Consider the following 14347-nt stretch of genomic DNA (forward strand, 5'->3'; position numbering starts at 1 on the left):
AACAAATGGACTTTATTTTTAACTTTATAGGTAATTTTTTTGAAGCATTAATTATAATTTGGCTTGTTTCGTTTGCATTAGAGAAACTTAATGGCTATCGGATAGAAAAGAAAGCTAAATTAAAATTAATTCTTAAACTCTCAATTATAGGAAGTATTATCGTTTCAATAATTGACTTATTTTGATATGCATATCATATACAGAGTTAGTTAACATAATCACTCTTTCCGGTACACATCACAAAAAAGAACCCGTATGGCAGAAGGACTCTGACAAGGGTTCTTTTTCCGGAGTATGCAGCTTTTTATACATCCTTGATTTATCAACGCTTTCTCAGTAGGTGGTTGAGAAACTAATGTATAAGAAGTGCACCTTTTATACATATGCTAGTTCTTTAAAATATATTATTCTTGTTGAAAATATGTTATTATGTGTCTGCACATGCATTTTATAGTAAAAAGCCACCTGTCCTGCAAATACTGGGTGGCTTTTTATTTTGCTTTTTTAATAGAAGTTAAGTTTCCTATAGAGTATAATTATGTAATATTTTTATAGATTTAGGAGAGTGTACGGTATTGAATTCTTGGAGAGTAACAAAGTATAACCCTTTACATAGAAGCAACGAGGGAAGTTACCTTTATGATGATTGGACTTCTTTTCATGAAGTAGGAAACAAGCTTAGCTTATCCGATTATTTAAGAATAGAAGGAGCTTATATTCACGCGATTGTAGCTTTTATGAACGATATGAACATTAATACAGTTTATATACATGCTTTAGAGCTTTCCTCAAATGAAATACAAAACCAACATGTATCTGACTTCACGTCAAACCTATGGATTGGAAAAGGGATTTCAATTGAAGAAGTTAAAGAATTAGCTAAACTAACCCTAAGAGAGGCAGTTTGGTGTAAATTAGGGATTAAAAATCTCTTTTTTATTCATTTCGGATACGACTATTACATGTATATAGGTGCAAATAGCAATTGCCACGGAGCTCGTAAAAGCGTTAAATCATTGGGGTTATATGTAGAAGAATTCGAGTCACCTTATTAAAACAATTCATATCTATATTCGGTACTTCATTTGTTAAATGGGCGGAGGAAAACTTTAATCAGTAGTTATTTTAGGAGCTCAGAGCTTAATAAGGTAAGTATAACAGTAGCTAAAAATATAGATAGGGGAATGATAGATATTGGTGACACTACATTTATATGATTTAACAATTATAGATGATGAATGGGGAGAGAATCATAACGATTTTTACGTCAAATTAGAAGCTGACATTGGAATAAAAGGACATAAAAGCCCAATAGAAGTATTTTCAATATATGTTAAGAGCCCCTATAGACTAAGTTCAATGCTAAAAGACCAAGAAATCGAAACAGGCAGAGGCTTATTTATTATGAATGACTTTAATATTAAGGCTGTAGAAGATCGATTTAAGAAATTACTCCTACATTGCAGCAGACCAAGTTGGGAAGAATGCTTACTTGCAGTTAGTAGATACGCTATTAGAGGGTGTGAAACGTAAAGTTCGGATAAAGTGGGGATTGTAGCAACCCCCTAATTAAAAAGGAGAACAAACTTTTAAATGAAACGCGTGCAATGTCCATGTTGTAAATACTTAACTTTAGAAAATAAAGGCGAATTTGAAATTTGTATTCTATGTAATTGGGAAGACGATGGCCAGGATGACCCTTATGCTGATGAAATTTTTGGAGGGTCAAACGGAGAATATTCTTTAACGCAGGGACGAAAAAACTTTCAAAGTCATGGTGTTATGTATGACACCATGGAAAAGAATCCGTCAGTTAAAGAGAAGCATATAAAGAAATTATTAATAAGTGCTTTTGAAAAGTTAAATCCCGATCAATCAAGTAACAATGAAGAAATTTGGAGAGAGATAAAACACTATGAAAATTTCTTACTAAATGAACGAGGTTTTTGAAAATAATTGTAAAAGGAAAGAAAAATGAAACTATAATGTAATCTAAATAGGAGCTAGAAGTGAAAAAAAGATATATAAGGTTACTAAGTGTATTAAGTACTTTGATGGTTATAGGATTTATTTGGTGGTTCCTCTTTGCACCTAGTTATCTTCAATTTGTACCAAAGGGAGAATATCCTTCACAAAGTACTTCACCTAAAGGTGATTATATTGTGAAAATTTATCGTTCAAATGGTGGCGCCACCACTCCCTTCGCTATAAGGGGAGAATTAATCAATACAAACAAAACTTTCAACAAAAGAAAAAATATCTATTGGAACTATCCTCAAGAAACAGCTACAGTAAAGTGGATAAATAACGAAACAATTGAAATTAGTGGTCATACATTAAACGTTAAAAAGGATACGGTTAATGCTAATGACATAGATAATTAAAATCTATTTTCAAACAATCAAGGGCAATGAGAAGGAGGAGAAAACGATGATTGATAATAGGGTCTTGAAGATAAAAAATCATGAAATAGACGATTCTTTATCTGAACTTACAGATACAAAAATTTTGCTGAATTTTCAGCAAGCAATTACAAGCTTATACCCACATCTAGTACCTATACATGCCCATGCTTATTATGCTTGGGACGATATTGTCATGCCCTTGTTTTATGAAATGGTTTATAAGACTTTTACTTATAAATACGGTATCGAGATTGAGCCAGATGAAACACATACCTATATGTTTAGTTTAAAATACTATCAAGGTATCCATCATATTGAATGTTTTCCGAAAACATCATCTTTTAAAGGCATATTAGATAATGAGTATTTTGAAGTTAACGAAGAGGACTTAAAAGGAAAAAGGCTTATTTTTAAGTCTTTTGGAGATAGTATTCACTGTTTAACAACTGGTTTGGATATTGAAAATGCTCATGCTGTCAATTTTGAGTTAGTTGAAATAGATGTTGTATGCGGTCAATCCAATAGCATTACAGATATTCATGGATGTACTACATTTTTCATTCATAAAGACGATATAGAATTTGTATTTATTGCTGAGACCTTCAACCAAAAGTTACAAAAATAAAAAGAAGTGTAGAACTTTTTTTGTTATCATAACAAATTGGAAAAGAATTAAACTAAAAGTCCGTAAAAGTATACCTTTACGGACTTTTCTATTATATAGAAAACCTATCATTTCCATCGTTCGTTTAAATTAAAAAACGAATTACGAACGTCTTTTGAAAACTCTACACTTTTACGAACATTTTTTTAGAATGATATAGATATAAGTTTAAAATAAGTATAAAAATGGTAAGAGGACTTACCTAAATATGTAATAAGAGCTTTTAAATAAATGACTGAATTATTCTTAGATTAATTTATAATTAATTTCAAAAAGCTAAGATCTTTAAGAGATTTGATTGATCTTTACAAAAAAGGGGGATATAGAAGCTTGTTTATGTCTAAAAGCAGAAATCTAATAATATTTTATCAAAAACATATATAATAAAAGCAACGCGTAAAAAGAGTCTTTTACTTCGTATAGTAAAAGACTCTTTTTACATTTGCTTTATTATTTAAGAGAATTTTTAAGTGATTCATCTTCTTCGATTAAATTTTCTTTAATCTTATCTAAATACTAACGCATCCATACAACTATAATTTTGTGACGTTTTCTCCATAGTTATATTCCTTATTTAGAAGTTAATTGAAGCTTCATTTTATACTAAGTACCAAATAGTAATAAAAGTAGGCTTCAAAGTGTTCATCTAAATGCTTTAATTTATCCAGAGAATTAAAGTAAATTTATTTATTTAACCTTGTTGATTTAGAAGTAAATTGCTCTTTATTTTTAAACAAGTTAACTCCATAACCTGCAAGACCTCCAATAATCGCAGGGAATATCCAACCTAATCCAATATGGTAAAGAGGAAGATAGTAAGTAAATAATTGGTCAATACCAGGGATGTGTAAGCCAAAATCATTTAATCCATCTACCAGGCTTACAACAAATGTTAAGAATAGGCTACCTTGGTATACCTCAGCACATCCTTTAAATAAAGAATGAAGGAAAGTCAAAAAGATTAGAACAATTGCTAATGGATAGAGAACTGTTAAAACAGGTACTGAAAAAGAAATTAAATGATTTAATCCAACATTTGCGATGATTGCGCTAAACACGGATAAGCTAATCGCAATTTTCTTATAAGAAATAGAAGGTAATAATTTATGGAAATAAGAAGAGCATGAAGTAATAAGCCCTACGCTAGTTGTCAGACAAGCTACTGTGATCATTAAGCCTAGTAGTAATCCTCCATATTCTCCAAAATAATAATCAGAAACTTTCGCTAACACCGTACCACCATTATCTAAATGCCCAAGCTTTTCTACACTTGAAGCGCCCATGTATGAAAGGGCAGAATAGATAGTTGCAAGAATAATAGCAGCAATTCCCGTAGCTTTTAGGCAAACAGTTATAATTTGCTTCTTTGTTTTAGCGCCTTTCTCTTTAATTGCATTGATAATAATGATTCCGAAAACGAAAGATGCAAGAGTATCCATTGTGAGATATCCTTCTTGGAACCCATTAAAAAAAGAGTTTGTTACATATTTTTCTGTGGGTGCTTGAAATTTTCCAATAGGATGAATAAAAGCAACTAGAACTAAAATTCCAATGAATGTTAATTTAATTGGCGTTAAGAATTTTCCAACAATATCGACAATTTTCGCAGGATTGAGAGAAAAAAAGCATGTAATACTGAAAAATATAATAGTAAATACGAGTAAAGCTATAGAACTAGAGCTTTCAGAAATGAAAGGTTTAAGTCCGATTTCAAAAGAGACGTTACCTGTTCGTGGGATAGCAAATAAAGGTCCAATAGCTAGATAAAGAACAGTTGTAAATACTAAACCAAAGATAGGATGTACGCGACTTGCTAATGATTGTAAATCTTCCTTTCCGGAGAATCCAAAAGCTAGTACACCAAGTAAAGGCAAGCCTACTCCAGTAACTAAAAAACCCGCATTTGCTGACCAGATATTTGCTCCCGCTGACTGGCCAAGCATAGCAGGGAATATTAAATTTCCAGCTCCAAAAAATAATGCAAATAACATTAAACCAATGATTACTATAAAAGAAAACGGTACTTTGTTTGACAAGGTGAAACCCCCATTAATAATATTCTTCATAAAAAATTAAATTTTCAGACAACTTAAATTGCAAATAACTTATCTTTTTTGTATTATAAACAGTCAAATTACATATTTCAATATAAAAAATAAACTTTTTTGATAAAATTTAAAAAATTATCAATTTTCCGTTCATTATCCATTATTAAAATAAAAATAATATTAAAAACCCAGATTTTTATTCAAAATGCGTACGTTAAGTAGGTTAATAACGGTATTATTTTTAAAAAATTATAAATCATATTCAAATCGCGTATATTATCCTTTTAATTAATTTGATTGAATGATATGCAATTAAGTCAAGAAAGTTTGTAAATATAGTACTACGAAACTTATAAAACTTTTTAATATGAGCTAAACATCTAAAAGGAAAAAGTAGTTGATTTATTACTTCAAGAAATGGAGCGTTCTAAGTCTTATAAAGAACGCTTACTTTTATCTCCTGAGCTAGTGATTTGACAATCAACAGCTTATCTCTAAACAAAGTACTTTTCTAATGTAAAATTACTGTCTAGAATCAAAAATGTTTCTGTTTCCTTTGAATCATTATCTTATGGTACCCCACTCAAGCAGTCAGAGGATAAGTAATAATGACCATCTTTTCTTTTTTAAAATATGTCATAAATTTTATATATACTGAAAAGACCTTATTAACAAATTAATTAAGGTCTTTTTATCTTTATTGCTTATTACGATTAAATTGAATGATATATATTACCTTAAAAGCACTTTATTTAACCTTATCTTTTTCTTTTGAAGCCAAAACTCCCCATATAAGCTATTACTAAGCAGATAACAGCAGCAATACTAATTTTTATGTAAGAAACCTCTAAAGCCCAAGGACCATATTTCTTTATATTTAAACGATACATAGACCACCACTGTCCATTTTCACCTTTAAAAAATGAGAAGATAATCCATAAAAGAACTAAAAACAAAAACCATGATAAAAAGATAATATAATTAGGCATTTTTCTATTCATAGGTCACCCCTCCATTCTTCCGATTTATATGCGATGTTCTTTTCTCTTATTAGAGTAACAATAATCGGGAAAAATTTAGAGTTTTTATTGAATAAAGAACGTTTGTTCGTATATAATAGAGAACAAACGTTCTTTATTTGAGGAGTTATTCCAATGGATTATGAATATCTACCAAACAGAGTCATTATTTGTATTGATATGAAAGCATTCTTTGCTTCTGTTTCATGCGTGATACGTAGGCTAGATCCATTAAAAACAAAGTTGGCAGTTGTAGGAGATACAAAGCGGTCGGGATCAGTTGTGTTAGCTGCCACACCCTTATTAAAGAAAGAAGGAATCAAAACAGGCAGCCGTCTTTTCGACATTCCTAGAAGGAAAGATATCCACGTCGTAAACCCATCCATGGAAAGGTATGTCAAGGCTTCGAACTATGTTTCTAGTTTAGTATTACAGTATGTGGCTCCTGAGGATTTTCATGCGTATAGCATTGATGAGTTGTTTATTGATGCCACAGCTTCTTTGCATTTATTCGCTCGCACACCAGAAGAATTAGCCCATAAAATCATCAACGAGATTTATCGTAAAACACGGCTGACAGCTACTGCAGGCATAGGTCCGAATCTCTTACTGGCTAAGGTGAGCTTAGATCATGAGGCCAAGAATAGCCCAACAGGGGTAGCTTATTGGCGATACGAAGATATTCCTTTTAAATTATGGTCGATTCACCCAATGAAGGATTTCTGGGGAATCTCATCCGCTACGGAAAGGCGCTTAAATCGTTTGGGCATTCACTCCATCAAAGAACTCGCTCTTTCTTCAAAAGAGATGTTACAAAAAGAGTTTGGCATCTTGGGAGAAGAACTCCACCAACATGCAAACGGAATTGATTTTAGTCGCATTTCTAACGTGTATATTCCGAGCTCTCGATCATTCGGGAAGAGTCAAATTCTGTTTCAAGACTATACAAATCGAAAAGAAGTGGAATTGCTGCTATTAGAGCTGTTAGACGATGTGTGCTTTCGTTTACGTATGCATCAAGTCGTGGCACAAACTATCCATTTATCCATTGGATATAGCAAACAAACAGGTGGGGGCTTCTCAAGGCAAAAGAAAATGGGAAGAGCTTCGAATTTAAGCCAAGATATTTTCCCTTATTGTTTAACGATTTTACATACGTTTGATAGCGGAATGCCAATTCGTTCTATTGGGATTTCATTATCGAACACCCTTATTCAAGAAGAGGAGCAAATGAGTTTATTTGAAGATATTGACCAGCGCGAAAGAGCCTATGCACTTGCTAAAACGATTGATGAAATACGGATGCGTTATGGGAAGAATAGTGTTTTGCGAGCTTCAAGCCATCTCGAGCATTCAACAGCTCGTTATCGAAACGGCCTTTTAGGAGGTCATAAAGCATAAAGGAGGAAGATGATATGCAAAACAGAGGAATGAAAAAATGGCGACCATTCGCCACTATGCCAGAGCAATACAGAGGATTACAAGAAGTTATAAAAAAGCAATCAGAAATACCTCAACCTTTTTTAACAGAAGATCAAATGGAACAAGTTAATTTTACCTTGATCGAAGCTCTTCATACACATAAAAAAGTATACCTTACGTATTACAACCACGGGCAATGTATAACGGAAACAGGAGTTATTCAATTTGTAGATTCCCTTGGAGGTTTATTTGTATTTATAGATGAAGGATGTAAGCAAACGAACAAAATGAGGTTAAGCGAGCTAATTGATGTTCGTTTCATGTAGTAGAAAATAATAAAACAGTTTATTTACATAAGATTTCCATACATAATTAGTATAAGTTTAAAAAGTATCTAATCATTTTTCATAGATTCATTTAATGACGTTATATAAGGAGGCTCCTAATATGAAGCAGGTTTGGAATGAGTTTGAACAGTGGTTGAAGACAAATCGACCAAAAGCAGTAGGAACACTTAACGAAGCAGCTGGTGAATCAGAAATTGCAGCGGTTGAACAAAAGATGGGACTAACATTTCCCAAAAACCTTAAAGACTGGTTAATGATACATAATGGACAGCGTGATGAATATATAGCAGTTATTGAAAATTATACTCTATTACCTTTAGAGGAGATTCTGTATACGTGGCAAACATTAAAAGAGCTTTTAGACGGAGGAGAATTTGAAGATTTTCCAGAAATTGAACCTATTGGGCCAGTAAAAAAAGAATTTTGGTGGAACCCACGTTGGATTTCGATTGCCACGAATGGGGGAGGAGATGATATTTGTATAGACTTGGATCCTGATGAAGGAGGGAAAATTGGCCAAATTATCACCTTTTGGCACGATTGGGAACAGCGTGAAGTAATAGCAGACAGCTTAGAAGAATGGGTAACAGCCACGATAAGTCATACAGATCATTAAAGGGGAGAAGCAAATGATAAAACCTGATATAGAGAAAATCTATAAAATTCTTAAAGAACTTCCAGGTACGTCAGTGAAAGTAGAATTTGAAGATGAAGTGGGAGAAACTCTTTCTACTCCTTATTATATCTACCTTAAAAGCGAGTTTTTAGATGGACAATTAGGCTACAGAGAAGATTTAGAAGCAAATTCCCTTATAGGAAATCAAGAAGGAGATTGGCAAGAAAGCTGGTTTGTCATAGGGTATGATGAAGAAATAGGCGGTGACCCGCTCTTTATTGATATAGCGAATGTAGATTACCCAGTTTTCACAGTTGAACACGGAATGGGGGAATGGGACGCTTTAGAAATGTATGATTCTCTAAAAGAGTTTGTAGAAGATGTTACTTAATTATTGCTTCGTTAAAAGATTTGGATAAAAGTACGGCCAGAAGAGGACAGATAGTAGTTTAATATATACCTAGCTGTCCTCTTTTTTAGTACCTATTAAACTTAGAAAGAATGTAGAGGAAGGAAGGGACTGATGGTAGGAATTGATTTCTATATTGCCGATAATAAGAAAGAAGCAGCTTTTTCTACTAAATGTGTAAAATTTGAGGAAAGAGTACACGACTACCTGTTAACAAGAGAATTCAGAGATTCGTTTGAATTATTGACAGGATTAGATCAATATGGTGACAAGTTGTTTTCTGTACAAGAAATAAATCAATTAATCAAGGTATGTGAAGCATTACAGACTATCTGTAGACAACCAAAGCAGATAGATCTGAAGACGAAAACATTTGCTGAAGCATTAAAGGGCCTTTGCTTAGAGGCACTAAAGCTAAATAAATTAGTATTTGCCTCTGGCGATTAATGTAAAATTAAAACTGAAATCAATGTTGTAGTTCCATCGCTTCGATAATATGAATTAATAAATTCAAGGGAGAAAATGTCTTTAAAAAAACATTTCTAAATAAAAATAAAACACTTATAGGGTTAGGATATGAATTTCTAGTCGTTTGTCCACATTGCGCCTCTTGTGCAAAAGTCATAGCTTTAGATGATTGGAGTCCCTACGTCGCTAACGTCAGAAGAAGGTTTGTTTGTACTACTTGCGGAACTACAAAAGACAAAGTTATAAAAGCAAACGGTTACGGACAAGCAAGAGTATCGTATGAACCTAAAGCTGATTATGAAGTAATTTTAATTAGAAATCCCTGCGACTGGTATTTTCAACTTCTGCTCTATTTACAAATTGAATGTAGTGGAAACACCTTATGGACATTAAACCTGGAACATTTAAATTATATCGAAAGCTATATAGAAATAGAAGCTGAACTCAGGGAGTCACATCCGTATTATTTAAGTGTCGAGAGTCGACTGCCAAAGTGGATGAAGTTTGCTAAGAATAGAGAAGATGTATTAAAAGCTATTCAGAAACTAAAGGTGAAGACTTATTAGATGCTTTCGCTGATTCGTTATAATTGCCCGTATATCTTTCTAATCAGCTTATAAATTAAGCTAAAGACTTCTGCAACTGAAGGTGACTGCTAAATAGCCTAAGGACGGGAAGTTGTTCCGGGAGAGAAATACACGCATATTCGTCACTATAGTCTTTCTGAAGCCCCTGGAAAGGATTATTATCGAATCAGTGTAAAACGAGAAGATGCGCATGACGGTGCGCCAGCAGGAATCGTGTCAAACTATTTACATAAACAAGTTCAGACAGGAGATACTCTTAAGTTCTCAGCTCTTGCTGGAGATTTTGTACTTGATCACAGTGAACTTCCCGTTGTGCTAATTAGTGGAGGTATAGGTATTACACCTTTGCTTAGTATGCTGAATACCATTGTAGAAAAACAACCTACATGTAAGGTTACCTTTCTTCATGCAAGTATTAATGGTAAAACGCATGCTTTTAAAGAACATGTGGCTCAACTAAATAGAAATAACGAAAATGGTACCTCCTTCATCTGTTATAGTTCGCCTAATGAAGGGGATCGACTTGGCACTGATTTTGATAAAGAGGGTTATATTGATTTAGAATTGTTACAATCCGTTGTTCCTTCAAAAGAAGCTGTCTTTTATTTCTGTGGATCGATTCCGTTTATGGAAGCTATTCTTAAAGCATTACGTAGATGGGATATACCAAACGAACGTATTCATTACGAGGTGTTTAGCCTTGTAGCCATTTTAGGAGAAAAATAAAGAAGTAATTGTTACCAGTAAACAGAAAATGTTCGATTAAAACACACGTCCTGTTTAAATAAATATGCTGTAAAAAAGCACTCATAAGCGTGCTTTTTTACTTTGCCTTAAGGAATGATTCTAAAAACGATCATGATACATATAAGTATTTCTACACTCTCTGCGTACAAAAAACTGGAAAAAATTCTCTTCGGTAATTTATAATAATAGAAAACTATGTCGAATCCTAAATATTGGAGATATTACTATATGAGAAGAATACTTCCTTTTATAATTTTTACCATGTATTGCATTCCATACGTTTATTTATCTATGCGAAAAGATTTTGAGGATGATTCAAAGGTAAACTATATAATCATGGCCATAGTTACAGTAGCACTGTCTTATCTAAGTGGGCTTATTAGAGCGGATTTATCACTTATTTTAGGAAATATAATTTCTTTTAGTACTTCATATTTTTATAACGCATTAAGGCTTCCTGGTTCTAAATGGGAGAAATATTTTTCGCCCTTTAATTCTGTCGAACAAGTAGTATTGATAAGCCTTGCGGCGCTTGTCCTGCAGGTAATTATTTATACACTTGCTAGAAAACGAGCAAAGAGATACATTCGTAATACTATGGTTTCGGAATAGTTCAAAAAAAGAGAGTTAGTCATCTAATGAGCTAGACTCTTCAGGTGATCAAATGAAAGAAGGGTTAAAATGAGGAGAGTTGCTGAAATTTTATCCGCTAAAAAGAAAGTGCTAAATGAGGAAGATCAACAAATACTTCAAACGTGTACTTACCTGCTTTAAAAAGGATATGAATCAATTAGATAAGTTAGTTATACAACTTTTAAATATGTAACAGCAAACAAAAAGGTATGTACTTCTCTTCCTACTTTAATTATATCACATAAAAAAACGTCAATATAGACTGTTTATTCTCATTTACTGCTGGTAAAATCAATAAAACATTACCGGTTAGGAGAGATGTTGAATGAACTCTTTAGTTCTTAGCTTTCAAGAAATAAAAGATACACAGCTTTCACTTGTTGGAGGAAAAGCCTTGAATTTAGGGGCGTTATCAAAAATTCAAGGAATACAAGTGCCGGACGGATTTTGTGTGACAGCGACCGGGTATCAAAAAGCCCTTGAACACAATGAAACGTTTCAAACGTTACTGAACCAGCTGACAATGCTAAAAGCTGATGACCGAGATCAAATTGGTGAAATTAGCGAAAAAATTCGCCAAATCATTCTGGAAATAAAAATTCCTTCTGACGTTGTAAAAGCAGTTATTCATTCTCTCTCTCAGTTTGGGGAAGAGCATGCTTATGCAATTCGTTCAAGTGCGACTGCTGAAGATCTGCCACATGCTTCTTTTGCTGGTCAGCATGACACCTATTTAAACATCAGAGGCAAAGAAGCCATCCTTGAGCACATTAGCAAATGCTGGGCTTCCCTGTTTACAAATCGCGCGGTAACCTACCGTATTAAAAATGGATTTGACCATAGTCAAGTGCACGTATCGGTTATTGTTCAACGAATGGTTTTTCCACAGGCTTCAGGTATTTTATTTACCGCTGACCCAATTACTTCTAACCGAAAGCTGTTATCAATCGATGCGGGATTTGGACTTGGAGAAGCGCTAGTGTCAGGTTTGGTCTCTGCCGATTGCTATAAAGTACAAGAAGGAGAAATCGGCGATAAAAAAATAGCAGCTAAAAAGGTAGCTATCTACGGATTAAAAGAAGGCGGAACAGAAACGAAGGAAGTTCATTTCGATCTGCAAAAAACGCAAGCGCTCACTGACTTTCAAATTTTACAGCTAGAACGCGTTGGAAGACAGCTTGAAGCTTATTTTGATTGTCCTCAAGATATTGAATGGTGCTTGGCTGATGATACATTTTACATTGTCCAAAGTCGTCCAATTACTACTTTATATCCAATTCCTGAAGCACATGATCAGGAAAATCGCGTTTATGTATCTGTTGGACATCAACAAATGATGACCGATGCCATGAAACCACTGGGATTGTCTTTTTTTCTGTTAACGACTAATGCACCGATGCGTACAGCCGGTGGAAGGCTGTTTGTTGATGTCACCCCTATGCTAGCTTCACCTGACAGCAGAAAAATGATGTTAGGTGCCATGGCACAACATGATCCGCTCATGAAAGATGCACTTACAAGCATAATAGAGCGAGGAGACTTTATAAAACCTTTACCAAATAATCAAAGTTCCGGTAAAAGCAATAAAAGCGTGCCGCCTACGAAGCCTAAGGCACAAATCGAAAACGACTCGACCATCGTTTCTGACTTGATCAAGAAGAATCAAGCATCAATAGAAGAGCTAAAGCAAACCATCCAAACGAAATCAGGGTCGGAATTAGTCGATTTTATTTCAGAAGATATCGGGACATTAAAGAAGATTTTATTTGACCCACAAAGTTCAGCTGTGTTTATGGCCGCTATGGATGCTTCATCATGGATCAATGAAAAAATGGAGACGTGGCTAGGTGAAAAAAACGCAGCAGACGTGCTTTCTCAATCTGTACCACACAATATTACTTCAGAAATGGGTCTGGCGCTATTGGATGTCGCAGATGTGATTCGTCCTTATCCAGAAGTAATTCATTATTTAAAACATGGAAAAGATGATAACTTTTTGGAGAAACTGGTTAAGTTTGAAGGCGGAGAGAAAACTCAAGACGCTATCTATGATTATCTCAGCAAATACGGAATGCGGTGCCCCGGCGAAATCGATATTACGAAAACTCGCTGGAGCGAAAAGCCGGCTGCACTTATCCCCGTGATTCTTGGTAATATTAAAAACTTTGAGGCTAACGCTAGCAAGCAAAAATTTGAAAAAGGCCTGCAGGAAGCCTTGAAAAAAGAGCAAGAGCTACTAAACCGCTTGAAGCAATTGCCGGATGGTGAACAAAAAGCAAAAGAAACAAAAGAAAAGATTAATCTCATCCGAAATTTTATCGGTTATCGTGAATATCCCAAATACGGCATGATTAATCGCTATTTTGTTTATAAGCAGGCTCTGCTGAAAGAAGCCGCTCAGCTTGTAAAAGCCGGTGTTATTTCTGAAACAGAAGATATATACTATCTGACGTTTGACGAATTTCAAGAAGTCGTGCGTACACATAAAGTGAATGATCAAATCATCACCAAGCGAAAAGAAGAATACCGATTATACAAAAAGCTAACACCTCCGCGTGTCATCACGTCTCATGGCGAAATTGTTACAGGTGCGTACAAACGAGAAAATCTTCCGTCCCAAGCAATTGTAGGTTTACCGGTTTCTTCAGGAGTGATAGAAGGGCGAGCGCGCGTCATTTTAAATATGGAAAATGCTGATCTATCAGAGGGAGATATATTAGTCACTTCCTTTACTGACCCCAGCTGGACCCCGTTATTTGTAGGGATAAAGGGGCTTGTTACGGAAGTTGGCGGACTGATGACTCATGGAGCAGTCATTGCACGTGAATACGGATTGCCAGCGGTTGTCGGAGTAGAGAATGCTACTCGGCTGATAAAAGACGGACAGCGAATTCGCGTACATGGAACAGAAGGGTATATTGAAATGTTGTAAAAGCTAAAGATGATTGCGCTGTTTTTCTTCTTTATTAATAGATGAAAATT

15 protein-coding genes are annotated in these 14347 nt (G+C 34.3%); 13 read left to right on the plus strand and 2 right to left on the minus strand.

The annotated features are described in order from the left end of the window. The first annotated feature begins 575 nt into the window (after positions 1 to 575). The 5 genes from JNUCC25_RS09405 (at position 576) to JNUCC25_RS09425 (ending at position 3030) form a co-directional block, all read left to right on the plus strand. Complete coding sequence (locus JNUCC25_RS09405) at positions 576 to 1055, plus strand: hypothetical protein (RefSeq protein WP_029321138.1); 480 nt, start codon at positions 576 to 578, stop codon at positions 1053 to 1055. Between the two features lie 142 nt (positions 1056 to 1197). Beyond that, the gene (locus JNUCC25_RS09410; protein WP_407728414.1) at positions 1198 to 1533 is read left to right on the plus strand and encodes an Imm8 family immunity protein; all 336 of its coding nucleotides are present in this window, start codon (positions 1198 to 1200) and stop codon (positions 1531 to 1533) included. Positions 1534 to 1593: 60 nt separating this feature from the next. Beyond that, a complete protein-coding gene (locus tag JNUCC25_RS09415) occupies positions 1594 to 1950 on the plus strand; it encodes a CPCC family cysteine-rich protein (protein WP_029321141.1) in 357 nt (118 codons plus the stop codon). 59 nt (positions 1951 to 2009) lie between these two features. After that, the gene (locus JNUCC25_RS09420; RefSeq protein WP_029321142.1) at positions 2010 to 2384 is read left to right on the plus strand and encodes a DUF5412 family protein; all 375 of its coding nucleotides are present in this window, start codon (positions 2010 to 2012) and stop codon (positions 2382 to 2384) included. Between the two features lie 46 nt (positions 2385 to 2430). Then, a complete protein-coding gene (locus tag JNUCC25_RS09425; protein ID WP_140456754.1) occupies positions 2431 to 3030 on the plus strand; it encodes a hypothetical protein in 600 nt (199 codons plus the stop codon). Positions 3031 to 3752: 722 nt separating this feature from the next. On the opposite strand, the gene brnQ is transcribed toward JNUCC25_RS09425, so the two are convergent. Both brnQ and JNUCC25_RS09435 read right to left on the minus strand, forming a co-directional pair. Further along, on the minus strand, positions 3753 to 5105 hold the full coding sequence (gene brnQ, locus JNUCC25_RS09430; RefSeq protein ID WP_029321146.1) for a branched-chain amino acid transport system II carrier protein: 1353 nt from the start codon (positions 5103 to 5105) through the stop codon (positions 3753 to 3755). A 770-nt stretch (positions 5106 to 5875) separates the two neighbouring features. Continuing rightward, a complete protein-coding gene (locus JNUCC25_RS09435) occupies positions 5876 to 6118 on the minus strand; it encodes a hypothetical protein (RefSeq protein ID WP_013056539.1) in 243 nt (80 codons plus the stop codon). A 153-nt stretch (positions 6119 to 6271) separates the two neighbouring features. Here JNUCC25_RS09435 and JNUCC25_RS09440 point away from each other — a divergent pair, with 153 nt between their 5' ends. From JNUCC25_RS09440 to ppsA, 8 genes are all read left to right on the plus strand, one after another. Next, a complete protein-coding gene (locus JNUCC25_RS09440) occupies positions 6272 to 7537 on the plus strand; it encodes a Y-family DNA polymerase (protein WP_029321150.1) in 1266 nt (421 codons plus the stop codon). A gap of 14 nt (positions 7538 to 7551) precedes the next feature. After that, positions 7552 to 7884 carry a YolD-like family protein gene (locus JNUCC25_RS09445; protein WP_029321151.1) on the plus strand — a complete coding sequence of 111 codons (333 nt, stop codon included), beginning with the start codon at positions 7552 to 7554 and terminating at the stop codon, positions 7882 to 7884. 121 nt (positions 7885 to 8005) lie between these two features. Next, the gene (locus tag JNUCC25_RS09450; protein WP_029321152.1) at positions 8006 to 8521 is read left to right on the plus strand and encodes an SMI1/KNR4 family protein; all 516 of its coding nucleotides are present in this window, start codon (positions 8006 to 8008) and stop codon (positions 8519 to 8521) included. Positions 8522 to 8534: 13 nt separating this feature from the next. Further along, positions 8535 to 8912: an SMI1/KNR4 family protein gene (locus tag JNUCC25_RS09455; RefSeq protein ID WP_029321153.1), complete on the plus strand. Its 378-nt coding sequence runs from the start codon at positions 8535 to 8537 to the stop codon at positions 8910 to 8912. Positions 8913 to 9044: 132 nt separating this feature from the next. After that, a complete protein-coding gene (locus tag JNUCC25_RS09460; RefSeq protein WP_029321155.1) occupies positions 9045 to 9377 on the plus strand; it encodes a hypothetical protein in 333 nt (110 codons plus the stop codon). A gap of 821 nt (positions 9378 to 10198) precedes the next feature. Further along, positions 10199 to 10711: an NO-inducible flavohemoprotein gene (locus JNUCC25_RS09465; protein WP_253880751.1), complete on the plus strand. Its 513-nt coding sequence runs from the start codon at positions 10199 to 10201 to the stop codon at positions 10709 to 10711. Positions 10712 to 10960: 249 nt separating this feature from the next. Further along, the gene (locus JNUCC25_RS09470) at positions 10961 to 11344 is read left to right on the plus strand and encodes a hypothetical protein (RefSeq protein WP_064471567.1); all 384 of its coding nucleotides are present in this window, start codon (positions 10961 to 10963) and stop codon (positions 11342 to 11344) included. Between the two features lie 346 nt (positions 11345 to 11690). Further along, a complete protein-coding gene (gene ppsA, locus JNUCC25_RS09475) occupies positions 11691 to 14297 on the plus strand; it encodes a phosphoenolpyruvate synthase (RefSeq protein WP_029321159.1) in 2607 nt (868 codons plus the stop codon). Positions 14298 to 14347 lie beyond the last annotated feature (50 nt).

The organism is Priestia sp. JNUCC 25 (genome assembly GCF_053667915.1).